This window comes from Streptomyces sp. CA-251387 (assembly GCF_050936625.1).
Taxonomy (GTDB): Bacteria; Actinomycetota; Actinomycetes; order Streptomycetales; family Streptomycetaceae; genus Streptomyces.
In genome coordinates, this window is record NZ_JBNJMJ010000001.1 from 2,484,007 (window position 1) to 2,509,825 (window position 25,819).

Annotated in this window: 26 protein-coding genes and 1 pseudogene; 10 read left to right on the forward strand and 17 right to left on the reverse strand. The window is 70.7% G+C overall.

The annotated features are described in order from the left end of the window. The first annotated feature begins 7 nt into the window (after window positions 1–7). Together ACQEV2_RS11070 and ACQEV2_RS11075 are read left to right on the forward strand one after the other, a co-directional pair. Window positions 8–907, forward strand: a complete 900-nt coding sequence (locus ACQEV2_RS11070; protein ID WP_433039138.1) for a deoxyribonuclease IV — start codon at window positions 8–10, stop codon at window positions 905–907. A gap of 76 nt (window positions 908–983) precedes the next feature. Further along, window positions 984–1,472: a DUF4396 domain-containing protein gene (locus ACQEV2_RS11075; protein ID WP_433039140.1), complete on the forward strand. Its 489-nt coding sequence runs from the start codon at window positions 984–986 to the stop codon at window positions 1,470–1,472. A gap of 22 nt (window positions 1,473–1,494) precedes the next feature. Here the strand turns inward: ACQEV2_RS11075 and ACQEV2_RS11080 are convergent, their stop codons facing one another. Next, on the reverse strand, window positions 1,495–2,127 hold the full coding sequence (locus tag ACQEV2_RS11080; RefSeq protein ID WP_433039142.1) for a sulfite oxidase-like oxidoreductase: 633 nt from the start codon (window positions 2,125–2,127) through the stop codon (window positions 1,495–1,497). A gap of 175 nt (window positions 2,128–2,302) precedes the next feature. Between ACQEV2_RS11080 and bfr the strand changes: the two genes are divergently transcribed. Further along, on the forward strand, window positions 2,303–2,779 hold the full coding sequence (gene bfr, locus ACQEV2_RS11085) for a bacterioferritin (RefSeq protein WP_004001903.1): 477 nt from the start codon (window positions 2,303–2,305) through the stop codon (window positions 2,777–2,779). Here bfr and ACQEV2_RS11090 read toward each other — a convergent pair. Continuing rightward, the gene (locus ACQEV2_RS11090) at window positions 2,776–3,000 is read right to left on the reverse strand and encodes a (2Fe-2S)-binding protein (protein WP_404034451.1); all 225 of its coding nucleotides are present in this window, start codon (window positions 2,998–3,000) and stop codon (window positions 2,776–2,778) included. The genes bfr and ACQEV2_RS11090 overlap by 4 nt on opposite strands. A gap of 163 nt (window positions 3,001–3,163) precedes the next feature. After that, the gene (locus ACQEV2_RS11095; protein ID WP_433039144.1) at window positions 3,164–4,516 is read right to left on the reverse strand and encodes a class II 3-deoxy-7-phosphoheptulonate synthase; all 1,353 of its coding nucleotides are present in this window, start codon (window positions 4,514–4,516) and stop codon (window positions 3,164–3,166) included. Between the two features lie 104 nt (window positions 4,517–4,620). On the opposite strand from ACQEV2_RS11095, the gene ACQEV2_RS11100 reads away from it, so the two are divergent. Together ACQEV2_RS11100 and ACQEV2_RS11105 are read left to right on the forward strand one after the other, a co-directional pair. Next, window positions 4,621–4,677, forward strand: coding sequence for a trp operon leader peptide (locus ACQEV2_RS11100; protein WP_071528813.1), 57 nt, complete (start codon window positions 4,621–4,623; stop codon window positions 4,675–4,677). Window positions 4,678–4,790: 113 nt separating this feature from the next. Then, window positions 4,791–6,647, forward strand: coding sequence for an anthranilate synthase family protein (locus ACQEV2_RS11105; RefSeq protein WP_433039146.1), 1,857 nt, complete (start codon window positions 4,791–4,793; stop codon window positions 6,645–6,647). 66 nt (window positions 6,648–6,713) lie between these two features. Here the strand turns inward: ACQEV2_RS11105 and ACQEV2_RS11110 are convergent, their stop codons facing one another. From ACQEV2_RS11110 to ACQEV2_RS11125, 4 genes are all read right to left on the reverse strand, one after another. Beyond that, on the reverse strand, window positions 6,714–7,742 hold the full coding sequence (locus ACQEV2_RS11110; protein ID WP_433039148.1) for a 6-phosphofructokinase: 1,029 nt from the start codon (window positions 7,740–7,742) through the stop codon (window positions 6,714–6,716). 154 nt (window positions 7,743–7,896) lie between these two features. Continuing rightward, window positions 7,897–8,616: a response regulator gene (locus ACQEV2_RS11115; protein ID WP_433039150.1), complete on the reverse strand. Its 720-nt coding sequence runs from the start codon at window positions 8,614–8,616 to the stop codon at window positions 7,897–7,899. After that, window positions 8,613–9,842: a MacS family sensor histidine kinase gene (gene macS / locus ACQEV2_RS11120; RefSeq protein WP_433039152.1), complete on the reverse strand. Its 1,230-nt coding sequence runs from the start codon at window positions 9,840–9,842 to the stop codon at window positions 8,613–8,615. The genes ACQEV2_RS11115 and macS overlap by 4 nt, the downstream gene beginning before the upstream one ends. A gap of 35 nt (window positions 9,843–9,877) precedes the next feature. Continuing rightward, on the reverse strand, window positions 9,878–10,597 hold the full coding sequence (locus ACQEV2_RS11125) for a lysophospholipid acyltransferase family protein (RefSeq protein ID WP_433054354.1): 720 nt from the start codon (window positions 10,595–10,597) through the stop codon (window positions 9,878–9,880). Window positions 10,598–10,804: 207 nt separating this feature from the next. On the opposite strand from ACQEV2_RS11125, the gene ACQEV2_RS11130 reads away from it, so the two are divergent. Together ACQEV2_RS11130 and ACQEV2_RS11135 are read left to right on the forward strand one after the other, a co-directional pair. Further along, window positions 10,805–11,581, forward strand: coding sequence for an alpha/beta hydrolase (locus ACQEV2_RS11130; protein ID WP_433039154.1), 777 nt, complete (start codon window positions 10,805–10,807; stop codon window positions 11,579–11,581). Beyond that, window positions 11,574–12,191, forward strand: a complete 618-nt coding sequence (locus ACQEV2_RS11135; RefSeq protein ID WP_433039156.1) for a hypothetical protein — start codon at window positions 11,574–11,576, stop codon at window positions 12,189–12,191. The genes ACQEV2_RS11130 and ACQEV2_RS11135 overlap by 8 nt, the downstream gene beginning before the upstream one ends. A 15-nt stretch (window positions 12,192–12,206) precedes the next feature. Here the strand turns inward: ACQEV2_RS11135 and ACQEV2_RS11140 are convergent, their stop codons facing one another. The 6 genes from ACQEV2_RS11140 to ACQEV2_RS11165 all read right to left on the reverse strand — a co-directional run bounded on the left by ACQEV2_RS11140 (window position 12,207) and on the right by ACQEV2_RS11165 (window position 17,529). Further along, the gene (locus ACQEV2_RS11140; RefSeq protein WP_433039158.1) at window positions 12,207–12,953 is read right to left on the reverse strand and encodes an endonuclease/exonuclease/phosphatase family protein; all 747 of its coding nucleotides are present in this window, start codon (window positions 12,951–12,953) and stop codon (window positions 12,207–12,209) included. 154 nt (window positions 12,954–13,107) lie between these two features. Then, window positions 13,108–14,061, reverse strand: a complete 954-nt coding sequence (locus tag ACQEV2_RS11145; RefSeq protein ID WP_433039160.1) for an ROK family glucokinase — start codon at window positions 14,059–14,061, stop codon at window positions 13,108–13,110. A 131-nt stretch (window positions 14,062–14,192) separates the two neighbouring features. Then, the gene (locus ACQEV2_RS11150; protein WP_433039162.1) at window positions 14,193–14,702 is read right to left on the reverse strand and encodes a DUF5304 domain-containing protein; all 510 of its coding nucleotides are present in this window, start codon (window positions 14,700–14,702) and stop codon (window positions 14,193–14,195) included. A gap of 57 nt (window positions 14,703–14,759) precedes the next feature. Next, complete coding sequence (locus ACQEV2_RS11155) at window positions 14,760–15,938, reverse strand: ArsA family ATPase (RefSeq protein WP_433039164.1); 1,179 nt, start codon at window positions 15,936–15,938, stop codon at window positions 14,760–14,762. A gap of 209 nt (window positions 15,939–16,147) precedes the next feature. After that, on the reverse strand, window positions 16,148–16,588 hold the full coding sequence (locus ACQEV2_RS11160; RefSeq protein WP_433039166.1) for an SRPBCC family protein: 441 nt from the start codon (window positions 16,586–16,588) through the stop codon (window positions 16,148–16,150). Between the two features lie 143 nt (window positions 16,589–16,731). After that, window positions 16,732–17,529 carry a metallophosphoesterase family protein gene (locus tag ACQEV2_RS11165; RefSeq protein ID WP_433039168.1) on the reverse strand — a complete coding sequence of 266 codons (798 nt, stop codon included), beginning with the start codon at window positions 17,527–17,529 and terminating at the stop codon, window positions 16,732–16,734. Between the two features lie 296 nt (window positions 17,530–17,825). Between ACQEV2_RS11165 and ACQEV2_RS11170 the strand changes: the two genes are divergently transcribed. Next, complete coding sequence (locus tag ACQEV2_RS11170; protein WP_433039171.1) at window positions 17,826–19,622, forward strand: AMP-dependent synthetase/ligase; 1,797 nt, start codon at window positions 17,826–17,828, stop codon at window positions 19,620–19,622. Window positions 19,623–19,641: 19 nt separating this feature from the next. On the opposite strand, the gene ACQEV2_RS11175 is transcribed toward ACQEV2_RS11170, so the two are convergent. Together ACQEV2_RS11175 and ACQEV2_RS11180 are read right to left on the reverse strand one after the other, a co-directional pair. Next, the gene (locus ACQEV2_RS11175; RefSeq protein WP_433039173.1) at window positions 19,642–21,228 is read right to left on the reverse strand and encodes a GMC oxidoreductase; all 1,587 of its coding nucleotides are present in this window, start codon (window positions 21,226–21,228) and stop codon (window positions 19,642–19,644) included. Window positions 21,229–21,401: 173 nt separating this feature from the next. Further along, window positions 21,402–22,544, reverse strand: a complete 1,143-nt coding sequence (locus tag ACQEV2_RS11180; protein WP_433039175.1) for a glycosyltransferase family 4 protein — start codon at window positions 22,542–22,544, stop codon at window positions 21,402–21,404. A gap of 121 nt (window positions 22,545–22,665) precedes the next feature. Between ACQEV2_RS11180 and ACQEV2_RS11185 the strand changes: the two genes are divergently transcribed. Then, window positions 22,666–23,901, forward strand: a complete 1,236-nt coding sequence (locus tag ACQEV2_RS11185; protein ID WP_433039177.1) for a glycosyltransferase 87 family protein — start codon at window positions 22,666–22,668, stop codon at window positions 23,899–23,901. Here ACQEV2_RS11185 and ACQEV2_RS11190 read toward each other — a convergent pair. Continuing rightward, entirely contained in the window at window positions 23,862–24,023 is a 162-nt protein-coding gene (locus ACQEV2_RS11190) for a hypothetical protein (protein ID WP_433039179.1), read from the reverse strand. The genes ACQEV2_RS11185 and ACQEV2_RS11190 overlap by 40 nt on opposite strands. Before the next feature lie 131 nt (window positions 24,024–24,154). Here ACQEV2_RS11190 and ACQEV2_RS11195 point away from each other — a divergent pair. Next, window positions 24,155–24,316, forward strand: a pseudogene (locus ACQEV2_RS11195) (PadR family transcriptional regulator); the annotation flags it as partial. A gap of 10 nt (window positions 24,317–24,326) precedes the next feature. Here ACQEV2_RS11195 and ACQEV2_RS11200 read toward each other — a convergent pair. Continuing rightward, window positions 24,327–25,520: a hypothetical protein gene (locus tag ACQEV2_RS11200; protein ID WP_433039181.1), complete on the reverse strand. Its 1,194-nt coding sequence runs from the start codon at window positions 25,518–25,520 to the stop codon at window positions 24,327–24,329. Between the last annotated feature and the right edge of the window lie 299 nt (window positions 25,521–25,819).

Genomic DNA, 25,819 nt, shown 5'->3' on the forward strand with positions numbered 1-25,819 from the left:
TGAACGGGTGAAGAGTCAGCAGTCCGCCGCCCCCGAACCCGCCCCCGGCCCGTCCCGCAACCCCATCGGCGGCCACGTCCCCGTGGCCGGCGGTCTCCGCTCCGTCGGCCTCACCTACGCCTACGACCTCAAGGCCGAGACGGTCCAGGTCTTCGTCGCCAACCCGCGCGGCTGGGCCACGCCCGCCGGGAATCCGCGGCAGGACGAGGAGTTCCGCGCGGTGTGCGAGGCCGAGTCGATCCCGGCGTACGTCCATGCGCCGTACCTGATCAACTTCGGCTCGCACACCGAGGCGACCGTCGAGAGGTCGGTGGAGTCGCTGCGGCACTCGCTGCGGCGGGGCCGGGAGATCGGCGCGCTGGGCGTCGTCGTGCACACGGGCAGTGCGACCGGCGGCCGGGAGCGCTCGGTGGCCCTGAAGCAGGTACGGGAGCACATGCTGCCGCTGCTCGACGAGCTGACCCATGACGACGATCCCTACCTGCTTCTGGAGTCCACCGCCGGGCAGGGCGCCTCGCTCTGCTCGCGGACCTGGGACTTCGGGCCGTACTTCGAGGCGCTGGACTCGCATCCGAAGCTGGGCGTGTGCCTGGACACCTGCCACATCTTCGCCGCCGGCCATGACCTGACCGGCCCGTCCGGCATGCACCAGACGCTCGACCTGCTGGTGGACACCGTCGGCGAGGGCCGGCTGAAGCTGATCCACGCCAATGACTCCAAGGACGTCGTCGGCGCGCACAAGGACCGGCACGAGAACATCGGCGCAGGTCACATCGGCGAGGACCCGTTCCGGTCGCTGATGACCCACCCGGCCACGGCGGGCGTACCGCTGATCATCGAGACACCCGGCGGGAAGGAGGGCCACGCGGCGGACGTGGAGCGGCTGAAAAAACTTCGGGACGCGTAAGCCGTTAGGGAATACCCCTGGGGGGTATACGGTTCCTGCTCGATGCGGGAACCGTAACCTGACCTTGGGGGCAGTCATGCAGCACGAAGCACACGCGACACACGCTCACCACCACGAGGCCGCCGCCACCAGCACCTGGGCGATGGCCGTCCGGGCCACCCTGCACTGCCTCACCGGCTGCGCCATCGGCGAAGTGCTGGGCATGGTGATCGGCACCGCGCTCGGCTGGAGCACCGTACCGACCCTGGTCCTGGCGATCGTCCTCGCCTTCTTCTTCGGGTACGCGCTCACTCTGCGCGGCGTCCTGAAGGCGGGCCTCGATCTGCGCGGCGCACTCAAGGTGGCACTGGCGGCGGACACGCTGTCGATCGCCGTGATGGAGCTGGTCGACAACGGCGTGATCGTGCTGTGGCCGGGCGCGATGGACGCCGAACTCGCCGACCCGCTGTTCTGGTGGGTGCTGGCGATCGCGCTCGCCGTCGCCTTCGTCCTCACGACGCCCGTGAACAAGTGGATGATCGGCCGCGGCAAGGGGCACGCGGTGGTGCACCAGTACCACCACTGACGCACCCCAAGAGGATCAGGACTCAGAGCTCGGGGCCGTCCCCGGGCTCCTCCTGGTACGAGTAGCGCTGTTCCTTCCACGGGTCGCCGATGTTGTGGTAGCCGCGCTCCTCCCAGAAGCCGCGGCGGTCGGCGGTCATGTACTCGACGCCACGGACCCACTTGGGCCCCTTCCAGGCGTACAGATGGGGGACGACCAGACGGAGGGGGAAGCCGTGCTCCGCGGTGAGCAGTTCGCCGTCCTTGTGGGTGGCGAAGATCGTGCGCTCGGAGGCGAAGTCGGAGAGGCGGAGGTTGGAGCTGAAGCCGTACTCGGCCCACACCATCACATGGGTGACCGTCGGTGCGGGCGGGGCGATCTCCAGGATCGTACGGGCCGGGATGCCGCCCCACTCCGCGCCGAGCATGCTGAACTTCGTCACGCAGTGAAGGTCGGCGACGACGGTGGTGTACGGCAGGGCCGTGAACTCCTCGTGGGTCCAGCAGTGCTTCTCGCCGTCGGCGGTCGCGCCGAACACCCTGAATTCCCAGCGTTCGGGGCGGAACTTGGGGACCGGCCCGTAGTGGGTGACCGGCCAGCCACGCTGCACTCGCTGCCCCGGCGGAAGCTCGGAGTGTGCTGCTGCTCCAGTTTCGCGCTCCACCGGCTGACCCATGACTCCATCCTGACAGACCCGCGGCGGTGCACCGGACCACACCTTCCGCAATTCCGCCCAAACTGGACTAAGCATGCACTTACTTACTAAGTGAAGACTTACTGGACGATCTTTGTCGCCGGTGCAATCATGCGGCGCAACCTGCCAGTTCCCCCGCGCGGAAGGAGCCTCTGCGATGCAGGGCGACCCCGAGGTCCTCGAATTCCTGAACGAGCAGTTGACCGGCGAGCTGACCGCGATCAACCAGTACTGGCTGCACTACCGGATCCAGGACAACAAAGGCTGGACGAAGCTCGCCAAGTACACGCGTGAAGAATCCATCGACGAGATGAAGCACGCGGACAAGATCACCGAGCGCATTCTCATGCTGGACGGCCTGCCCAACTATCAGCGCTTGTTCCATGTGCGGGTCGGCCAGACGGTCACCGAGATGTTCCAGGCCGACCGGCAGATCGAGGTCGAGGCGATCGACCGCCTCAAGCGGGGTATCGAGGTGATGCGCACCAAGGGCGACATCACGTCCGCGAATCTCTTCGAGTCGATCCTCGAGGACGAGGAGCACCACATCGACTACCTGGACACACAGCTGGAGCTCATCGACAAGATCGGCGAGGCGCTCTACATCGCGCAGCAGATCGAGCAGCCGAGTTAGGCCGCCTCTTCCAGTCCCGCGAGCACCGGCTTGCCCTGGTCGGCCAGCTCACGGCGCGGGCACGCGCCCCTGCCCAGCAGCGCCTGGATGCGGCGTACGCACGACCCGCAATCCGTACCGGCCTTGCAGGCCGAAGCAATCTGGCGGGGGGTGCAGGCACCGTTCTCCGCGTGCTGCTTCACCTGCTGCTCGGTGACCCCGAAGCAACTGCAGACGTACACGCGGTTCACCTCCCGGTGGGATTCGTTGTGCCATCCCCTTGATCGGTGAGGCTAACCTAACCTTACCCGTCGCTCAGGTGCCGCAAAAGTGCTGTGGGGCGCGGATCGTATGTGATCCGCGCCCCACAGCTTGTCCTGAACCGGCCTGTAACAGGCGCCCCGGCTACTGGTCCCTGTACATCTCCGCGACCAGGAATGCCAGGTCCAGCGACTGGCTGCGGTTGAGCCGGGGGTCGCAGGCCGTCTCGTAGCGCTGGTGCAGGTCGTCGACGAAGATCTCGTCGCCGCCGCCCACGCACTCGGTGACGTCGTCACCGGTGAGCTCCACGTGGATGCCGCCCGGGTGGGTGCCCAGCGACTTGTGGACCTCGAAGAAGCCCTTGACCTCGTCGAGCACGTCGTCGAAGCGGCGGGTCTTGTGACCGGAGGCCGCCTCGAAGGTGTTGCCGTGCATCGGGTCGGTCACCCAGGCGACGGTGGCGCCGGAGGCGGTGACCTTCTCGACCAGCTCGGGGAGCTTGTCCCGGATCTTGTCGGCGCCCATCCGGACGATGAAGGTCAGCCGGCCCGGCTCGCGCTCCGGGTCCAGGCGGTCGATGTACTGCAGCGCCTCCTCGGCCGTCGTCGTCGGGCCGAGCTTGACGCCGATCGGGTTGCGGATCCTCGAGGCGAACTCGATGTGCGCGTGGTCCAGCTGCCGGGTGCGCTCACCGATCCACACCATGTGCGCGGAGACGTCGTACAGCTGCCCGGTGCGGGAGTCGACGCGGGTCAGCGCCGACTCGTAGTCGAGCAGCAGCGCCTCGTGCGAGGAGTAGAACTCGACGGTCTTGAACTCCTCCGGGTCGGTCCCGCAGGCGTGCATGAAGTTCAGCGCGTTGTCGATCTCGCGCGCCAGCTGCTCGTAGCGCTGGCCGGACGGGGAGGACTTCACGAAGTCCTGGTTCCAGGCATGCACCTGGCGCAGGTCGGCGTAGCCACCGGTGGTGAAGGCGCGCACCAGGTTGAGCGTCGAGGCGGACGCGTTGTACATCCGCTTCAGGCGCTCGGGGTCCGGGACGCGGGCGGCCTCGGTGAAGTCGAAGCCGTTGACGGAGTCGCCCCGGTAGGTCGGGAGCGTCACGCCGTCGCGGGTCTCGGTCGGCTTGGAGCGCGGCTTGGAGTACTGGCCGGCGATCCGGCCGACCTTCACGACCGGCACCGAGGCGGCGTACGTCAGCACGGCGCCCATCTGGAGCAGGGTCTTGAGCTTGTTGCGGATCTGGTCGGCGGACACGGCGTCGAAGGCCTCGGCGCAGTCGCCGCCCTGGAGGAGGAACGCCTCTCCCTTGGCGACGGCAGCCATCCGGGCGCGCAGCTGGTCGCACTCGCCCGCGAAGACGAGCGGCGGATACGACTCCAGCTCCGCAACGACTGCGCGCAGAGCCTCGGGGTCGGGGTACTCGGGCTGCTGCGCCGCGGGCAGGTTTCGCCAGGTGTTGCCAGCGCTCGCGCTGGTCTTAGCGTTCACGGTCACGACGTCAACATTACGGGGTCGTGTCGGGCGTTCCGCCCCATGCCCAGTAATTGAGACACGGAGTGCACGACCCGGACACCGGAGATTGGGGTAGGGTGCCTCGCATGTTCGCGCACTCGACCCAGAACTGGTGGTGGACCGCTCATCCGGCGGCCCACTGACTGCGCGTACGCAAGACTTCGCGAAGGCCGCCCGAGGGGCGGCCTTCGGCGTTTCCCGGGGTCGTTCCTCTCCCACCGAATCCACCGGATCCTCGGAGAAGGAGTACGGACCCATGAACCTGCTCGGCTTGCCGGCCGACCCACGCCCGTTCGCCCTGCTGCGCCGTCGAACCCCAGGCCACGACCACGAGACCGTAGAGGTCATGATCGGCTCGGTCAGTACCTACGACCGCCTCGCCGACCTCCCCGACGAGGGCCTGGCGCTCGTCCCCTTCCGGCAGATCCGCGAGCGCGGCTTCGACGTCCGCGACGACGGCACCCCGCTGTCCGTCCTGATCCCCGAGGAGTCGTACGGCATCCCGCTCGCCGACGCCCTGGCGCAGCTCCCCGCGCACGACGTCCGCGTCGAGGGCGGTGGCTTCGACGTCGGCGACGAGGAGTACGGCGAGATCGTGGGGCGGGTGCTGCGGGACGAGATCGGGCGGGGCGAGGGCGCCAACTTCGTGATCCGGCGGACGTACGGGGGCGAGATCCCGGGGTTCGGGCGGGCCGACGCGCTCGCGCTCTTCCGGCGGCTGCTGGAGGGCGAGCGGGGCGCGTACTGGACCTTTGTCGTGCATACCGGTGAGCGCACGCTGGTCGGGGCCAGCCCCGAGGTGCACGTGCGGATGTCCGGCGGCACTGTCGTCATGAACCCGATCAGCGGGACGTACCGCTATCCCGCCGAGGGTCCGACCCCCGAGCACCTGCTCGGCTTCCTCGCCGACGGCAAGGAGATCGAGGAGCTGTCGATGGTCGTCGACGAGGAGCTCAAGATGATGTGCACCGTCGGCGACATGGGTGGGGTGGTCGTCGGCCCGCGGCTGAAGGAGATGGCTCACCTCGCGCACACCGAGTACGAGCTGCGCGGCAAGTCCTCGCTGGATGTGCGGGAGGTCCTGAAGGAGACCATGTTCGCGGCGACGGTCACCGGCTCGCCCGTGCAGAACGCCTGCCGGGTCATCGAGCGGCACGAGGTCGGGGGGCGCGGTTACTACGCCGGTGCGCTGGCCCTGATCGGCCGTGACTCCGGCGGCGCCCAGACCCTCGACTCCCCCATCCTCATCCGCACCGCCGACATCGACGCGAACGGCGGGCTGCGGGTGCCGGTCGGGGCCACGCTCGTGCGCGGCTCGGACCCGGCGAGCGAGGTCGCCGAGACGCACGCCAAGGCGGCGGGGGTGCTGGCGGCTCTCGGCGTACGGCCGTCCCGCCCGCGTGAGGAGCACGCGCGCGTACGTCTCGCCGACGACCCACGCGTGCGTGCCGCGCTCGACGGACGCCGGGCGTCGCTGGCGCCGTTCTGGCTGCGGATGCAGGAGCGGTCGGATTCCCTGACGGGCCACGCCCTGGTCGTCGACGGCGAGGACACCTTCACGGCGATGCTGGGCCACGTCCTGCGGTCCAGCGGCCTGGAGGTGACCGTCCGGCGGTACGACGAGGAGGGGCTGCGGGAGGCGGTGCTCGCGCACGAGGGACCGGTGGTGCTCGGCCCCGGCCCCGGTGATCCCTCCGACCTCACCGACCCCAAGATGCGCTTCCTGCGTGAGCTCACCGCCGAGGTCATCCGGAACCACCGGCACGGCGTGCTCGGCGTGTGCCTCGGGCACGAGCTGATCGCGGCCGAGCTGGGGCTGGAGATCGTACGGAAGGAAGTGCCGTACCAGGGCGCGCAGACGACGATCGACCTGTTCGGGCGGGCCGAGACCGTCGGCTTCTACAACAGCTTCGTGGCGCGCTGCGACGACGAGGTGGCCGCGGAGCTGGGCGCGCACGGCATCGAGATCAGCCGGGCCGACAATGCGGAGGTACACGCCGTACGGGGGCCCGGGTTCGCGGGGGTGCAGTTCCACCCGGAGTCGATCCTGACGCTGAACGGGGCGGCCGTCGTACGGGAGTTGGTCGGTCAGCTGCGGAACACGACCGTTTAGGCGTCTTGCCTTCAGTCGTCCTGGTGTCCGGGGCTGCCGCCCCCGGACCTCCGCTCCGGCCCGCCGTCAGCCGAAGAAGACTCCGACCTCCTCGTACAGCTTCGGGTCGACCGTCTTCAGTTTGGCCGTCGCGTCCGCGATCGGGACACGGACGATGTCCGTGCCGCGCAGGGCGACCATCTTGCCGAAGTCGCCGTCGCGGACGGCCTCGATGGCGTGCAGGCCGAAGCGGGTGGCGAGCCAGCGGTCGAAGGCGCTGGGCGTGCCGCCGCGCTGGATGTGACCGAGGACCGTCGTACGGGCCTCCTTGCCCGTCCGCTTCTCGATCTCCTTGGCCAGCCACTCGCCGACCCCGGACAGCCGGACGTGCCCGAAGGAGTCCAGCGACCCGTCCTTCAGCACCATGTCGCCGTCCTTGGGCATGGCGCCCTCGGCGACGACCACGATCGGGGCGTACGACGCCTTGAAGCGGGAGGTGATCCAGGCGCAGACCTGGTCGACGTCGAAGCGCTGCTCGGGGATGAGGATGACGTTGGCTCCGCCGGCCAGCCCGGAGTGAATGGCGATCCAGCCGGCGTGACGGCCCATCACCTCGCAGACGAGGACCCGCATATGGGACTCGGCGGTGGTGTGCAGCCGGTCGATCGCCTCGGTCGCGATGCCGACGGCGGTGTCGAAGCCGAAGGTGTAGTCGGTGGCGGACAGGTCGTTGTCGATCGTCTTCGGTACGCCGACGCAGGGCACGCCGTACTCGTCGGAGAGCCGGGTGGCGACGCCGAGGGTGTCCTCGCCGCCGATGGTGATGAGCGCCTCGACCTCCTGCTTGGCGAGGTTCTCCTTGATACGCCGGATGCCGTCCTCCTGCTTGAGGGGGTTGGTGCGCGAGGAGCCGAGGATGGTGCCGCCGCGGGGCAGGATGCCGCGCACGGCGGGGATGTCGAGACGGACGGTGTCGTTCTCGAGGGGACCTCGCCAGCCGTCCCGGAAGCCGACGAAGTCATAGCCGTATTCCTGCACGCCCTTGCGGACGATGGCCCGGATGACGGCGTTGAGACCGGGGCAGTCGCCGCCTCCGGTCAGTACTCCGACCCGCATGGAAATGTCCCTTCGCCGCGGTTGCCTGGTGAGGCCACGCTAATGGTGAGCCAGGTCACACAGGGATGGGTCGGAACGGCAATTCCGGTGAACTGTCGGGTGTTTGGTTTACGCGTCGTCAAACGGGCGCGTCACTCGCCGTCACGCGTGCAGGTCACTCGTCGTCGAGGCCGCGCTCTATCGCGTAGCGCACCAGCTCCACCCGGTTGTGCAGCTGAAGCTTGCCGAGCGTGTTCTGGACGTGGTTCTGGACCGTGCGGTGGGAGATGACCAGGCGTTCGGCGATCTGCTTGTAGCTCAGGCCCTTGGCGACCAGGCGCAGCACCTCGGTCTCGCGCTCGGTGAGCTGCGGGGCCTTGGGCTGATCGGCGTCGGGGGCCGCGGGTGCGGGCTCGGAGGCGAGGCGGCGGTACTCGCCGAGGACCAGTCCGGCCAGGCCCGGCGTGAACACCGGGTCGCCGACGGCCGTACGGCGCACCGCGTCCAGAAGTTCCTCCGTCGAGGCCGACTTCAGCAGATAGCCGGTGGCGCCGGACTTCACGGCCTCCAGGACGTCGGCGTGCTCGCCGCTCGCGGAGAGAACCAGGACCCGCAGCGCGGGGTTGTGGCCCACCAGCTCCTTGCAGACCTGGACGCCGGGCTTAGCGGGCAGGTTGAGGTCGAGCACCAGGACGTCGGGGGCGGCGGCCTTGGCGCGGCGTACGGCCTGGTCGCCGTCGCCCGCGGTGGCGACCACGTCGAAGCCGGACTCGGTCAGGTCGCGGGCGACCGCGTCACGCCACATGGGGTGGTCGTCGACCACCATGACCTTGATCGCGCCCTGCTGTCCGCCCTGTCCGTCCTGCCCGCCCCGTCCGTTCGCGGTGTCCGTCATCGCTGTCCCGCCTTCCCCCGTGCAGCGCTGCTGTCCTTCGGTACTTTCAGTTCCACTTCCGTGCCCTGCCCCGGCACCGAGATGAGCTCGGCGGTGCCGCCGATGTCCCGCAGCCGCCCCCGGATCGACAGGGCGACACCGAGCCGCCCTTCGCCCTCGGCCTGCGCGAGCCGGCCCTCGGGGATGCCGGGTCCGTCGTCCCGCACGGTGACGATCACTTCGTCGGGCTCGTCCTCGACGAGGATCCACGCGCGCGCGTGCTCGCCCGCATGCCGACGCACGTTGTCCAGGGCGGCCCCCACGGCAGCGGTCAGCTCCCGCGCCGCGACCGGGGCCAGGGACACGGGCGCGCCGGGCTCGGCGAGGCTGACCCGGGCGCCGGCGTACGGGGCGAGCAGGGCACGGAGATCGACGGGACCGGTGGAGTCGTCCGGCTCGTCGACGGCCCGTACGACCGCTCCCTCGGCGGCGTCCTCCGACACCCGCGACACGGGTACCAGTCCGCCCGAGACCAGCGTGCGCAGCGCCACCTCCTGCTCGCCGGCCATCCGGCCCAGCTCGGCCGCCTCGCCGCCGATGACGGCGCCGCGCCGCTGCACCATGGCCAGCACCTGGAGCACGCTGTCGTGGATGTCCCGGGCCAGCCGCTCCCGCTCACGGGTCGCCGCCTCGATCTCCAGGGCCCGGGCGAGGGTGCGCTCGGAGGCGCGGGCGACCTCGACGACGTAGCCGATGGCGATGGAGGCGATCCAGACGAGCAGCACCATGTGGATGGTGTCGCGGGTCGGCACCCCGGAGCGTTCGATCAGGTTGGCGGCGGCGACCAGCGTGGAGGCGAAGGCGGCCCAGCGCCAACCGCCCTTGATGGCGAACGCCAGCACGGCGCCGGCGGTCCATATCGACGGCAGGGTCGGGGCACCGGCGTCGATCCGCTCGGGCGACTCGGCGACCCGGGTGAGCAGGATGCCGACGAGGGCGATGGTGAGGTCCACGGCGAGGAAGCGCTTGGTGCAGCTCGCGGCGTTGGCGACCCTGGGCAGGGTGGCCAGCGTCCAGACGGCCAGGACGGCGAAGTAGGCGATGGCCGGCCAGGGGCGGGCGACCTCCTTGTGGGCGCTGGCGAAGAGCCCGATCGCGTACACCATGGTCAGCACGCGGTAGCCGGTGAGCGCACGCCACAGCGGCTGCTCGACGGACATCCTCATGACCCGCTCGCGCTTGGCCATGCCCCCCACCCCCTCGGCTCAGTGTGCGGCCGACTCTATTCGGACTGTTCCTTCTTCTTCCGCGCCTGTTCCTTCTCCGCCTTCGCCGCCTCCGCGATCTGCCGCTTGGCGGCGGTCGCGTACATGTCGACATACTCCTGGCCGGAGAGCTTCATGATCTCGTACATGACCTCGTCGGTCACCGCGCGCAGCACGAACCGGTCGTGCTCCATGCCCCGGTACCGGCTGAAGTCCAGCGGCTTGCCGATCCGGATGCCCGGCCGCATCAGCTTCGGCATGACCTTGCCGGGCGGCTGGATCTTCTCCGTGTCGATCATGGCGACCGGGATGACCGGCGCCCCGGTGGCGAGCGCCACGCGCGCGAGGCCGCCGGGCTTGCCCCGGTAGAGCCGGCCGTCGGGCGAGCGCGTGCCCTCCGGGTAGATGCCGAACAGCTCACCGCGTTCGAGGACCTCGATGCCGCTCTTGATGGCCGCCTCGCCCGCCCCGCGTGCCCCTGACCGGTCCACGGGCAGCTGGCCCACGCCCTTGAAGAACGCGGCCGTCAGCCGGCCCTTGACGCCCGGAGTGGTGAAGTACTCGGCCTTCGCGATGAAGGTCACCTTGCGGTCGAGGACCGCGGGCAGGAAGAACGAGTCGGAGAAGGACAGGTGATTGCTCGCCAGGATCGCGGGGCCCTCGGCGGGAATGTTCTCCAGCCCCTCCACCCAGGGCCTGAAAGCGACCTTCAGCGGTCCCCCGATGGCCACCTTCATCGCGCCGTACAACAACCGAGTGCCTCCTGTGTCTGTCGATCAGACCTTAACCCGGACCGCCGTCAAAGAGTTCGACGACCCTGGTCGGTGTCAGTGCGGTCGCGTACGGTGAAGCACACCTGGCTGTATCGACATGCGGCTGCCCCGCGCGGGTTCATGTCATTGCTCTCGTCCGTGTCGTCCCTCTCACGAACAGGAGACCGTAAGGTGCCGGTCCTTCCTGGAGCCGAGCCGTACCGCCGTGAGGGCGGGGAGGTCGGGGTCCTCCTCTGCCACGGCTTCACCGGTTCCCCCCAGTCGCTGCGCCCCTGGGCGGAGTATCTGGCCGAGCGCGGGCTCACCGTCTCGCTGCCGCTGCTGCCGGGGCACGGCACCCGCTGGGAGGACCTGCAGGTCACCGGCTGGCAGGACTGGTACGCCGAGGTGGACCGCGCCCTGCGCAGCCTGCGCGACCGCTGCGAGCGGGTCTTCGTGGCCGGCCTGTCCATGGGCGGCGCCCTCGCGCTGCGGCTGGCCGCGAAGCACGGGGAGGACGTCACCGGCGTGCTCGTCGTCAACCCGGCGAACAAGGTGCACGGCCTGTCCGCGTACACCCTTCCGGTCTCCCGCCACCTAGTCCGTACGACACGGGGGATCACCGGTGACATCGCCAAGGGCGGCGTCGAGATCGGGTACGACCGGGTGCCGCTGCACGCGGCCCACTCCCTGCGGACCTTCTTCCGCCTGGTCGACGGCGAGTTGCCGCAGGTCACGCAGCCACTGCTGGTCCTGCGCAGCAGGCAGGACCACGTCGTGCCCGCGGCCGACGCGGACCGGATCCTGAGCAGGGTGTCATCGACGGACGTAACGGAGATCGTGCTGGAACAGAGCTATCACGTGGCGACGTTGGACCATGACGCCGACCGGATCTTCGAGGAGAGCCTCGGCTTCATCGGCCGGCTCGCAACCGGCGTGGGCAAGGAAGGGACGACCGCACGTGGCTGAGCACGACTCCGACCGCGAGAGGCGCGAGGACCGCGAGGATCGCGAGCCGGAAGAGCAGCACGTCCCGTTCGACGAGGACGCCGCCTGGGCCGCGATCGTCGCCGGGTACGGCGACGAGCCGCCGGACCCGCCGGGCGCGAAGCCGTTCAAGTCGGTGGAGGACCTGGCGCTGCTGGAGTCCGACACGAACGGCGACGGGGAGCCCGAGGGCACCAAGGGCCAGGAGGCTCAGGCGCCCAAGGACGAGGACAAGCCCCTGAAGCCGCTGGGCAGCTCCGTCTCCTTCGCGCCCGGCGTCGGCGCCGGACCGCGCGACTACAGCGCGCCCGAGCCGGCCGACGACGACTTCGACGCCGACGACGAGGGCCACTTCGTACCGCCGGAGCCGCCGCCGCTGCCCGAAGCCGACGTGACCACCAAGTTCGCCTGGCTGGCCGTGATCGGCGGGCCGATCCTGCTGCTGCTCGCGGTCGTGCTCGGCTGGGAGATGACCTGGTGGCTGGCCACGCTCGGCATCGGCGGCTTCCTGGGCGGGTTCGCCACGCTGGTGATGCGGATGCGCACGGATGATGACGAGGACGACGATCCGGGGCGGGGAGCAGTCGTCTAGCGGGCTGGGATGCGTTTAGAGGGCTGGGATTCTGAGGGCGGCCAGGACCGGAAGGTGGTCCGTGGCCGCCCTCAGGTCGGTGTCCGTCACGCCGGGATGGCCGAGGGGGGCCCCGCAGCCGAGTACCTCGATGCCCTTCGTAGCGAAGATCGCGTCGATGCGTTGATGGGGGTCGGCCGGGGTGGAGGTGTACTCGCTGCCCCAGGGGGCCATGGCCCAGCAGTCCTGGAGTCCGGTGGCCAGACGGCTGAAGGTGCGGCCACCAGGGCGTTCGTTCACGTCGCCGCCCGCGATCCCGTGCTCCACGCCCATGCCGGCCAGCCGGTCCAGGAGCATGCCGCCCTGCTCGTAGCGCTCGTCCTTCTGAAGGCTGAGGTGGCAGCTGAGGACGCCGACGCGGGCGCCGCCGAAGCGGACCACTGCCGTGGCGAAGCCGCGTCTGTGAAGGCCGGGGGTGAGTGGGAGGAGTACGTCCTCTGTTCGCTCGACGGTGGCCCTGAGGTTGCAGAGGATCGCGGGACCGGCTGCCGTGGCTCCGCCGGTGAGGATGACGAGGTTCGCTGCGCGGGCCAGGCGGGCGAGTTTCTTGCGCCAGCGGAAGAAGCGGGGGGCTTCTTGGAGCAGGACCAGGTCGGGGGTGCAGGCGGTGATGACGCGGGCGAGGGCGGCTGTGTCGTCGCGCATCGAGCGGATGTTGTAGCTCAGGACGCGGATGAGGGCTGAACCGTCGGGGTCTGTGCGGGACTCTGGGAGCAGCGCCATGTGGATCAATGTACGCCCAATGGCTCGGGGCGCGAGGCTCGTTGGCGACTGCCGGTTCGTCGTGGCTTGTCGCGCCCACGCGGCGGAGCCGCAAACTGATACAGCCCCGCGCCCCTAAGAGGTCGGCACAGCCCCCTGTGCCGAAAAGTGAGCCTTACATGATCGGGTCGGGCTCGCGGGCCAGGTCCGCCGCGCCCACCAGTCCCGCCTTGTTGCCCAGCTGGGCGGCGATCACGTCCGCCACCGGGCGCCAGTTGCCGCCCACCAGCCAGCGCTTGTAGGACTTGCGGATGGGGTCGAGGACCAGTTCGCCCTCGTCGGAGAGGCCGCCGCCGACGATGAAGGCGGACGGGTCGAAGAGGGAGGCGAGGTCGGCGAGGCCGGCGCCGGCCCAGCGGGCGAGTTCGCGGTAGGAGTCGACGGCGACCGGGTCGCCCTGGCGGGCGGCCATGGAGATGTGCTTGCCCTCGATGCCGTCGGGGGTGCCGTCGCCCATGCCGAGGAGGATCTCGGCGTTCTCCGGGGTGGCGTTGGCGCGCTGCTTGGCGTATCGGACGAGGGCGCGGCCGGAGGCGTACTGCTCCCAGCAGCCCTGCGAGCCACAGCCGCACAGCAGGCCGTCCGGCACCATGCGGATGTGCCCGAACTCGGCGGCCACGCCGTAGTGCCCGCGGCGCAGCTTGTTGCCGATGATGATGCCGCCGCCGAGGCCGGTGCCGAGGGTGATGCAGATGACGTTGCGGTGGCCCTTGCCCGCGCCGAACTTGTACTCGCCCCAAGCAGCCGCGTTGGCGTCGTTCTCGACGACGACCGGGAGGCCCACGCGGGCCTCGACCTTCTCCTTCAGCGGCTCGTTGCGCCAGTGGATGTTGGGGGCGAAGTAGACCTCGGAACGCTGACGGTTGACGTACCCGGCGGCACCGATGCCCACGCCGACGATCTCGTGCCCGGCGTGCGCGCCCTCCACCGCCGCAGCGATGGCGTCCACGATTCCCTCGGGCGTGCCCGGGGTCGGCACCTTGTGGGTCGAGAGGATGTTGCCTTCCTCATCGACCACGCCGGCCGCGATCTTCGTGCCGCCGATGTCGACGCCGATGGTGAGTCCCATGAATCCCTCAGTTTCGGTCGAGCCCCGCTACGGCCAACCGTACCCGAGGCCCTGCCGTCGGGGTTCCGTCGTCCGCTCGGCGGACGGGGCCCGGGGCGGCGCGGGAGCCCCGGGGAGGGAGTCGTACCGCGTCAGTCCAGGTCGATGCGCTGGCCGGGGCCGCTCCCGTCGCCCCGGTCCGGGCGGTCGTCGTCGGCCGGCTCGTCCAGTTCGTGGGTGTCGTCGGTACGACCCGTCCAGCGGCGTTCCTGTGCCTGGACCGCGGAGCGGTAGGCGGCGAGGAGTTCGTTGCCGGCGGCGGCCAGGTGGTCGAAGACGTCCGGGTTGCGCTCGATGACGGGCTCGACGGCTGCCTTGGCCTGCTCCACGACCTGCTTGACCACCTGCTGGGCGGCGGGCCCGGCGACCGCGCCGAGCAGCGGGGACTGGATGGTCGACAGCTTGTCCGCGACGGCGTCGACGAGCTTGCGCAGTTCCTCGGCGGCCGAGCCCGGGTGCGGGCCGTACTCGGCGCGGCGCCGGGCCTTCTCCGCCGCGAGGTCCTCGGCGCACGCCGTGGCCCAGGCGTCGGCGTCGGTCGCCCGCACCTCGTCGATCGCCTCCGGCTGACCGGCGTCGGACGGGGGGAGCTCTTCGCTCATGACGGACTCCTGACTACGGTTCGTCTCTCCGACGTTACCCGAACGGGCGCACCTGGTTCACCGTGCCCGCGGCCAGAGCTCCGGATCCGGCGCGAACCGGATCCGCAGCTCGCCGTCCCGCAGTGCGGCCCCTTCCACGGCGCAGCGGCGCAGGGCGGACGGCAGGGGCACGATGCGCCGGAACTGGCCCGCGGTGACGACGAGTTCGTCGCCGCGGCGGATGAGGTCGAGCTCGTCGCGCACAGCGCCCGGCAGAGGGATGGCCCAGACCAGGACGCCGTCGTCGGCGAGCCGGTCGGTGACGGGCCACTCGACCGTGGACGAGGTGTCGTTGACGGCGGGCACGGCGAGGGCGGCGAGGTCGTCGGCGCCGCGGGGGTCCCGCCCGAGATGCGCGACGCGGTGGACGTTGTGATCCTCCTCCCCCCACCCCTCCAGGACCTTGCGCTGCTGGGCGACGGGCCCCGCGAGCCAGCTGTCCGCCGGCGCCTCCGCCTCCGGCAGGACGCGGTTGGCGACCAGCAGGTCGGGGCGCAGGCCGCGCAGCGCGAGGGCGAGGCGGGCGGCGCGTACGGCGTCGGCGCCGCCCGGGCCCGGCTCGGCGACCAGCCGTACGACGGTGTCGCGGTCGGCGACGACGGCCTCGACGGCGGCGAGCTCGACGTCCCAGCGGGCCGCGGTCTCGTACAGCCACTCCGCGGGCATCGGAACGCCGGCCAGCCGTCCCAGGACGGGCCGCAGGGCACGGGCCGCCTGGCGTTCGGGCGGGAGCAGCCTGCGCAGGTAGCGGCGCAGCTCTTCGGGGAGGGAGAGCAGGGCGAGGGCGTGCGGGGTGGCGGGGAGGTCGACGACGAGGAGGTCATGGGCCTCGGCCAGCGCGGCGTCCCGCAGGGCTCGCAGCAGCGCGAGTTCCTCGGCGCCGGGGAGGGGGGTGACCTCTTCCGGGTCGAGGCGGGAGGCGCCGAGGAGGTCGAGGGCGGAGGCGGCGCGTTCCTGGAAGGCGGCGAGGTCGTCCCGGAAGCCGACGGCGGCGTCCGGGCGCCAGGCGGTGAGGTTCTCGGTGACCCGGGTGGGGGCGGCTCCTGTGCTCGCGCCGAGGGCCGCGCCGAGGGTGTCGGTGCGGTCGGCGCTGAGGACCAGGGTTCTGGTGCCGTTGGCCGCCGCCGAGAGCGCGGTGGCGGCGGCGACAGTGGTACGGCCGCTGCCGCCCGGGCCCGTGATCAGGATGGTGCGCATGGGGGTGAACCGTAACGGACGTTGGGGTTCAGCCCGGTTTCGCGGTGCCCGGCGTGGGGGCTGGGCGGGGGTGGCCGCATGCGCAGCCGGCGGCGCTGCAGCGCCCCCAGGGGCGCGGGGCTGTGTCGATAGCGGCTCCGCCGCGGGGGCGCGACCAGCCACGACGGGCCCGCACCCGGCAACGCACCGGCACCCCTACGGCGCGACCCCTACTTGCCCGCTTCCACGCGCTTCTTCAGGCCCGCCAGCGCCCGGTCGATGATGACCTTCTCGGCCTTGCGCTTGATCATCCCCAGCATCGGGATCTTGACGTCGACGGTCAGCTGGTACGTGACCTCGGTCGAACCGGCACCCGCCGGCTTGAGGATGTACGAGCCGTCCAGCGACCGCAGCATCTGGGACTTCACCAGCGTCCAGGACACCTCGTTCTCACCGGTCCAGGTGTACGCCAACACCTGGTCGTCCTTGATCGCACCGGCGTCCATCACAAGGCGGACCTGCTCGGCGCGGCCCTCGCCGTCGGTCTTGAGGACCTCCGCCTCCTTCACCTCGCCGGTCCAGTCCGGGTAGCGGGCGAAGTCGGAGATCACCCCCATGACGTCGGCCGGTGCCGCCTCGATCGTGATGCTCGAGCTGGTGTGTTCCGCCATCGCTGTGGCTCCTCCAGATGCGGGCCGGTAAGAAGTCGTGGTGCGCACGCGTGTGCAGCGTGAAGGCTACCGCGCGCCCGACCGGCCGACTCCACCCCCACCAGCGCCGTCGTCGCGAAAATGCCCACCGGCCCCGAATTCACTCACCACTCCAGCGCCCACGGCTTCCCCGACCCCGCGAAGTGCCCCACGTTCACGCACTCCGTCGCCCCGATCCGCATCCGCCGGACCAGCGGCTGATGGACATGGCCGAAAAGGGAGTAACGCGGACGCGTACGGCGAATCGCCTCCAGCAGCGCCCTGCTCCCCCGCTCGAAGCGCCGCGCCACCGTGTCGTACACCAACTCCGGGACCTCCGGCGGGATGTGGGTGCACAGCACGTCCACCTCCCCCACGGCCTCGATCTTCGCCGCGTACTCCTCGTCGCTGATCTCGTAGGGGGTCCGCATCGGCGTGCGCAGACCGCCGCCGACGAAGCCGAAGACCCACCCGCCGATCTCCACCCGCTCCCCGTCCAGCACCGTCGTGCCCGGACCGGCGTACTCCGGCCACAGGGGCGGCATGTCGACATTGCCGTAAGTGGCGTACGTCGGTGTCGGGAACGCCGCGAACATCTCGGCGTACTGCTTGCGTACCGCCTTCTCGATCACCGACGCCCGGTCCGAGCCGATCCCGGCCCACAGCCTTGCCCCGAACTCCCGCGCCTCCTCGAAGCGCCGGGCGGTGCGCAGCTCCACGATGCGGTCGGCGTTCTCCACGCCGAACAGGTCGGGAAAGATGCCGCGCGAGTGGTCGGCGTAGTCCAGGAACAGCACCAGGTCGCCCAGGCAGATCAGGGCGTCGGCGCCCTCGCCGGCCCTGGCCAGGTCGCGGGCGTTGCCGTGCACATCGCTGACCACATGGACGCGGGTCCTGCGGTTTCCCGTCGGTGTCGGTGCCATGACGATCAAGGGTAGGCGTGTGCGGCAAACGTGAACAGTGGCGGCGGGACCGATGGTTACTGGCCAGTCGTCAGACCGCTCGACTACTGTGCGCGCAGAAACACCAATCCGTGTGACGCAGCGAACATCTCGCCGGGACCCCCTGTCGAAGAAGCCATACCGGCGGGTAACGTCCGGTCGGTCCAGTCGTGCTCTGGATTTCAACATGTGAATTCCCGAGCACTAGCCCGAGCCTTGGACCGCACCGTCGCATCACACAACGTCGTGGCGCCGGCGCCCTATGAGGAGCAGCAGTCTTGCGCGAGTTCAGCCTTCCGGCTTTGTACGAGGTCCCTGCGGACGGCAATCTGACCGACATCGTCCGCAGAAACGCCGCGCAGCACCCGGACGTCGCCGTCATCGCCCGCAAGGTGGGTGGTGCCTGGCAGGACGTGACGGCCACCGCTTTCCTCGCCGAGGTGCGCGCCGCCGCGAAGGGGCTCATCGCCGCCGGGGTCCGGCCGGGCGACCGGGTCGGCCTGATGTCCCGCACCCGCTACGAGTGGACGCTGCTGGACTTCGCGATCTGGTCGGCGGGCGCGGTGACCGTGCCGGTGTACGAGACCAGCTCCGCGGAGCAGGTGCAGTGGATCCTCAGTGACTCGGGCGCGACCGCCATGATCACGGAGCTGGACAATCACACGGCCGCCGTCGAGTCGGTGCGCGACCGGCTGCCCGCGCTCAAGCACGTCTGGCAGATCGAGGCCGGCGGAGTCGAGGAGCTGGGCCGACTGGGCCAGGACATCAGCGATGCGACGGTCGAGGAGCGCAGCTCGCTGGCGAAGGCGGACGACCCGGCGACCATCGTGTACACGTCCGGCACCACCGGGCGCCCCAAGGGCTGTGTGCTCACCCACCGCAGCTTCTTCGCCGAGTGCGGGAACGTCGTCGAGCGCCTGCGCCCCCTGTTCCGCACCGGTGAGTGCAGCGTCCTGCTCTTCCTCCCGCTCGCGCATGTCTTCGGCCGCCTCGTGCAGGTCGCGCCGATGATGGCGCCGATCAAGCTGGGCACCGTCCCGGACATCAAGAACCTCACCGACGAGCTGGCCTCATTCCGCCCGACGCTGATCCTGGGCGTGCCGCGCGTCTTCGAGAAGGTCTACAACTCGGCGCGCGCCAAGGCCCAGGCCGACGGCAAGGGCAAGATCTTCGACAAGGCGGCGGACACCGCGATCGCGTACAGCAAGGCGCTGGACACCCCGTCGGGCCCGTCCGTCGGCCTGAAGATCAAGCACAAGGTCTTCGACAAGCTGGTCTACAGCAAGCTCCGCGCGGTCCTCGGCGGCAAGGGCGAGTACGCCATCTCCGGCGGCGCCCCGCTGGGCGAGCGCCTCGGGCACTTCTTCCGCGGCATCGGCTTCACAGTCCTGGAGGGCTACGGCCTGACCGAGTCCTGCGCCGCCACCGCCTTCAACCCCTGGGACCGTCAGAAGATCGGCACGGTCGGCCAGCCCCTGCCGGGCTCGGTGGTCCGCATCGCCGACGACGGTGAGGTGCTGCTGCACGGCGAGCACCTGTTCAAGGAGTACTGGAACAACCCGGGCGCGACCGAGGAGGCGCTGGCCGACGGCTGGTTCCACACCGGCGACATCGGCACCCTCGACGAGGACGGCTACCTCCGGATCACCGGCCGCAAGAAGGAGATCATCGTCACGGCGGGCGGCAAGAACGTCGCCCCGGCCGTGATAGAGGACCGTATCCGCGCGCACGCGCTGGTCGCGGAGTGCATGGTGGTCGGCGACGGGCGGCCGTTCGTGGGCGCACTGGTCACCGTCGACGAGGAGTTCCTGGGCCGCTGGGCCGCCGAGCACGGCAAACCGGCGGGCTCCACCGCGGCGTCGCTGCGCGAGGACACGGACCTGCTGGCCGCGATCCAGTCGGCGATCGACGACGGCAACGCCGCGGTGTCGAAGGCGGAATCGGTGCGGAAGTTCCGCATTCTGTCCTCCCAGTTCACGGAGGAGTCGGGCCATCTGACGCCGTCGCTGAAGCTCAAGCGCAACGTCGTGGCGAAGGACTTCGCGGACGAGATCGAGGCGATCTACCAGAAGTAGGGCCCCTTCCGGAAAAGCGTCATGGCGCGGTGTCCTCCACGAGGACCCGCGCCATCGTGCGTTCGGCGAGCGCGGTGATCGTCACGAACGGGTTCACCCCGATCGACCCCGGCACCAGCGAGCCGTCGGTGACGTACAGCCGTGCATACCCCTTCACCCGGCCGTAGTTGTCGGTCGCCTTCCCGAGCACGCACCCGCCCAGCGGGTGGTACGTGAAGTCGTCGGCGAAGACCTTGTTGGACGAGCCGAACAGGTCGTACCGGTAGATCGTGGCGTTCGCCGAGTTGATCCGGTCGAACAGCTTCTTGGCCATGCTCACCGACACCGCGCTCTGGGCGGCACTCCAGCCGAGTTTCACGGCCCCCGTACCGCTGTCGTACGAGAACGACGCCCGCGACGGATTCTTGGTGATCGCCAGATAGAGGCTGACCCAGTGCTCCAGTCCCGTGGGTAAAGGAGCGATCTCGGCGAAGACGGGGTTGGCGGCGTTGGCCCAGTCGTCGATGCCCATGACCGGCATGGTCGACTGGTTGGCCCCGACCGTGTCCCACAGGTGGTTGGCCCGGCCGAGCATCACGTTGCCGTTGGTCCCCCACCCGGTGCCGACGCTCGCGTCCAGCGCGGGCAGCGTGCCCGACTCGCGGGCGCGGACGAGGAGTTCGGTGGTGCCGACGCTGCCGCCACCGAGGAAGAGGTACGTGCAGCCGTACTCCTTGGTCTCGACGACCGTGCCGGTGTTGTCGATCCGGTCGGCGGTCAGGACGTACGTCCCGTCGGGCGCCCTGCTGATCGACTTCACCCTCTCCAGGGTGTGGATGGTGACGCTCCCGGTGCCGAGCGCGGAGGCGAGGTAGGTCTTGTCGAGGCTGCGCTTGCCGTGGTTGTTGCCGTAGATGACCTCCTGGCCGAGCGCGGACTTGGTGGCCGTGCCGGCGGCCTCGCGCTGCATGTGGGCGAAGTCGTAGACGTTGGGCACGAAGGTGGTCTTCAGGCCCGTGTTGGTCGCGTGTTTGCGGGAGATCCGGGTGAAGCGGTACCACTCCGTGGACTCGAACCAGGCGGGGTCGACGGTGTTGACGCCCAACATGGAGCGGGCGCGTGGGAAGTACGTGCTGTACATCTCCGCGGCGTCCACGGTCGGGAACTGCTCGGTGAAGTAGGACCGGAGCGGGGTGACCGCCATGCCGCCGTTGACCAGGGAGCCGCCGCCGACGCCTCGGCCGACGTAGACGGACATGTGGTCGTAGTGCACGCGGTCGAGGACGCCCGGGTAGGGGCTGATGTCCTTGTTGACGACATCCAGCCACAGGAAGGTGGCGAGCGGGGCCTCGGTGCGGGTGCGGAACCACATGGAGCGCTGGTCGGGGGCGGCGGTGGAGCAGAAGACCTTGCCGTCGGGGCCGGGGGTGTTCCAGAGGCGGCCCATCTCCAGGACGATCGTGCGGATGCCGGCCTGGCCGAGGCGGAGGGCGGCGACTGCGCCGCCGTAGCCGGAGCCGACCACTATCGCCGGGGCGGATTCGACTGCGTCGGGCTCGGCGGCGTGGGCCGATTGGAGGGCGATGCGGGTGAAGCCGAGGGTGGCGGCGGTCTGGAGTGCCGCCATTCCGAGGATTTGACGTCTTGTCAGCTGACGCTGCATCAGGTTTGATGTCATGTGCGCAGCATGTGCGGATTATTAGGTTCCGCCTAGTGGGGTGCCAAGTATTCGTTGTCGGCGGCTGCAGGTGGTTTGTGGTTGGTCGCGCAGTTCCCCGCGCCCCTGAGAGGTCGGCTGCACTACAGCAAGTTCTTCAAGTGCTCCGCCAGCAGGTCCCAGCGCCACTTCTCCTCGACCCACTCCCGGCCGCGCTCCCCCATCCTCCGGCGGAGCTCGGCGTCTCCCAGCAGCGTTACGATCCGGTCGGCCGCCTCCTCCGGGGAACCGCCCCGGACGACCCACCCCGTCTCGCCGTCCAGCACCGCGTCCGGCGCCCCGCCCGAGTCACCCGCGACCACCGGCAGCCCCGTCGCCGAGGCCTCCAGGTACACGATGCCGAGGCCCTCCACATCGAGCCCGCCCCGCCTCGTCCGGCACGGCATCGCGAAGACGTCTCCGGCGCCGTAATGCGCGGCCAGCTCGGACCAGGGCACGGGACCGGTGAAGCGGAGGGAGTCGGCGACCCCTGTCTCCTCCGCCATCCGCCGCAGGTCCTTCTCGTACGGGCCGCCCCCGACGATCAGCAGCACGGCGTCCGGCTCGGCGGCCAGGATGCGGGGCATCGCCTGGATCAGGGTGTCCTGGCCCTTGCGCCGCACCAGACGGGACACGCACACCACCACCGGGCGGTCCGTCAGGCCCAGCCGTGCCCGCACCTCGTCGCCGCCCGACCCGGAGTGGAAGGTCTTCTCGTCGACCCCGGGCGGCAGCTGCACCATCCGCGAGGCCGCGTCCGGCGTGAGCGCGGTGGCGATCCGTGAGCGCGTGTACTCGCCGAGATAGGTGATCGTGTCCGTCGACTCCCCGATCCGCCGCAGCAGCTGCCGGGCGGCCGGCAGCTGGGCCCAGCCCGCCTCGTGGCCGTGGGTCGTGGCCACAATCCGCTCGGCACCGGCCCTGCGCAGGGCCGGTGCCATCAGGCCGAGCGGGGCCGCGGCCCCGAACCACACCGACGTGCACCCGTGCTCGCGCAGCAGCTCGACCGCCCGCCGCGTCGCCCCGGGCGTCGGCAGCAGCATCGTCGTACGGTCCCGTACGACCGTGAAGGGCTGCTCGGCGTCGAAGGCGGCCGTGGCCTCGATGCCCTCGCGGCCGCGCTTCCAGGTGGAGGCGTAGACGACCAGCCGCTCCGGGTCGAGCCGCAGCGCCATGTTGTGCAGGAACGCCTGGATGCCGCCGGGGCGGGGCGGGAAGTCGTTCGTCACGATCAGGGTCTTGTGCATCGCCGCCGACCTTACCGAAGCCGCTGTTCACAGCCGGGGCTCGGCCGTGCTTATGGCCCGCACACAGCTGGACAGGACATCATGTTCCCCTCAAGGCGGGAAGCGAACGGCAGGGGAACCGGTGGAGACGACGGGCACGCGGCGATCCCTGGCATGGCTTCTGGGGGTCTGGTGCCTGACCAGGGTGCTTCTGCTGCTGTTCGTGTTCAAGGTGTACGTCTTCCCCGGCCCGGACGTCACCAGCGACGTGTCGGTGATCTACCAGGGCTGGTACGAGGTGCTGCGCACCGGAACGTTCCCGCTGGACGACGTCACCTGGCAGTACCCGCCCGCCGCGGCCCTCGCGATCCTCTCCCCCGCGCTGGTGTTCTGGCTGGACTACGCGTCGGCGTTCTTCGTGCTCTGCTTCACCGCCGACCTGGCCGTCCTCCTGCTCCTGCTGTACGTCGGCCTGCGTCCGGGCCGGACGCTGCGCGGGGCCTGGGTGTGGGTGGCGGGCGTGCCGCTGCTCGGGCCGACCGTGTACGCCCGCTACGACGTGATGGTCACCGCCGTCGCCGTGGCCGCGCTGCTGGCGGGCGCCCGGCATCCGCGGGTGATGGGGGCGCTGACGGCCTTCGCGGCGATGCTGAAGGTGTGGCCGGTGCTGCTGCTGGTCGCGGCCCGCAGGCGCGGCGCCTGGGCGTCGGCCGCGCTGACCGCCGGCGGCCTGGCGGCGCTGTTCGCCCTCGCCATGCCCGGCGCCTTCGCCTTCCTGACCTTCCAGCGCGACCGCGGCACCGAGGTGGAGTCGCTGGGCGCGCTGGTCTTCCATGTGGCCCGGCAGTACGGCTGGGACGGCCAGGTGCTGCTGAACTACGGCTCCGTGGAGTTCCTCGGCCCGTACGTCGACGCCGTCAGCAAGGCCGCCCTCGTCCTGAGCGGGCTCGCCTTCGGCTGGCTGCTGCTGTGGCGGCTGCGGGCGAAGCGGTTCGGGCCGCACACGCTCGCGGACGCGGCCTTCGTGGCGGTGCTGATGTTCACGACGACCAGCCGGGTGATCAGCCCCCAGTACCTGGTGTGGCTGGTCGGCCTCGCGGCCGTGTGCCTGTGCTTCCGCGGCAGCCGGATGACGCTCCCCGTCGGCCTGGTCCTGGCGGCCTCCGTCGTGACGACCCTGGAGTTCCCGGTCTGGTTCGCGCACGTCGTCGCCAGTGACGGCCTCGGCGTCACGCTCCTGTTCGTCCGCAACGGCCTGCTGGTCCTCGCCACGCTCCTCGCGGCCCGCGAGCTCTGGCGCTCGACGGTGACCCGGCCCGCCCCGCTCCCCGTACCGGCTCAGGCCACCCGCGCCAAGGAGACCTCGCTGCCCTCCTGACGCCGCGCCCGCCACAGCAGCACCACCACCGCCGCGCACTGCACCCCCATGGAGAGCGCCAGCGCCAGGCACACACCCGGCAACCCGAGCCCCGACAGCCCGTACGCGAGCGGCAGCTGCACGGCCGTACCGCGAAGGGGCAGAGCCCCTGGGATGGGACGGGTAGGGGCGGCGGGGGCGAGAGTCCTCGCCGCCCGGCACCCAACAACGGGTGCTCGAGCACCCGACCCGCGCCGGATCCTCTCGCTCGCCGACAGCCACGAGCGTCTTCTACGAGGGCGGGAAGCCGGTGCGGGCGGAGGAGGCCGAGGACCTGTTCCGGCAGGGCATGCTCCGGGTGGCCCGGGCGACGGGCGAGGCGGAGCGGGCGTGGCTGACGGAGGCCATCGCGCAACTGGGTGATGAGGGGAATTGAGCCCGCCGGCTCAGGCGAGTTGAGCCCGCAGGTAGTCCCGCCACTGCGCCGTGAAGTCCGCCGTCGACGTACCCAGCACGTCCTTCAGCGCTCCCTCGACCGCCCCCGCCCGACGCTCGTGCGCGCCCACGGCTCGGTAGAACTCGACGAGTCTGACCTCGCCCCAGCGCTCCGCGATCATCCGGCAGGCCATCCACCCGCCCTCGTAGGCCCGCGCCAGCTTCCCGGAGTCGCCGGTGAAGCCGAAGTCCGCGTCGGACGGGAGTGCCTCCGGCACCCGGCCCTCGGTCACCGCACGCCACAGTTCGGGCGCGGCCTGGGACGGGGAGCGGCCGCTGCCGAGGTAGCCGACCCAGTCGGCGAAGCCCTCGGACAGCCACAGCGGGGTGGCGGCGGTGGTGGCGGCGCGGGTGGCGACATGGGTGGTCTCGTGGGTGAGGACGACCTGTTTGCCGGTGGCGCCGAGCACGCCGTACGCGTCGGGGTTGACGATGATCCGGTCGGCGGGCGCGTTCGCCGGGGCGCCGGTCTCGCCGGTGGTGACCGCGGCGATCCCGCGGTAGGAGGACGCGGGCGAGCCGAGGAGCCCCGCCATGCCGGCCAGTGACTTCGGTACGTGGACCACGACGTGCCGGGCCCAGTCCGCGCCCCACACCTGCGACACGGCCGGTACCGCGTCGTCCGCCAGCTCCGCGTACGACCGCAGCGCCGCGGCGGACTGCCCGACGCCCAGGACGAGGCTGTGCTCACCCCGTGCGACGCGCACCGCGCCCTGGTCCCACAGCTGCTGGGCGGAGCCCTTCGCGGGCCGCTCGGCCTCGACGTACCAGCGGCTCTCCCTGTCGAGGCGCAGGCTCAGCGTGCGGCCGGCGGTGACGGGAGCCCGGTCGTAGCCCCGGACGCGGTAGTGCAGCTCGGCCTCGGCGGTCGCGGTGTCGCCGGTGCGGCGCAGGCCGGTCAGGCGGTACGACCAGTCGGCGAGGGGCAGCGCGCGCAGGTTGCCGAACCAGTCCCGCGCGCCCGTGCCCAGGAACGCCGCCTCGTCGCGGTCGAGTATCGCCGCGGACCGCCGGTCGAGGACGCGCTGCACCTCGGCCGTCGCGCTGTCGGTGCCGGGCCGCCCGCCGCAGCCCACCAGGGAGACGAGCAGCAGACACAGCGCGACCACCATGCGCGCTCCCGGCGCCCGCCTTCGACCAGCCATTTCCCGATCGTACGGCGGGCAGGGCGCCCGAGTCAGACCCGCGTTCGGACCCGCGGCCCGGCGTTTGCCAGGACGGCGCCCGTGGTCGGCCGAGGAGGGCGAGCCCCCGGCCGCCGGGCGAGCCGGTCGGTGCGGCATGCGCCGATGTCCCGACACCGGGCATTTCAGCGCGGCAACCTGCGCCGCGCCCGCCTACCCCGCGAGGCACCCCCGGCCTCCCCGGCCCACCTGCGCCGATGCGATGCCGCTTCCGACAGCCGACCGGGGCGCCGGACAGGGCCCTCGGCGGAGCGGCCCGC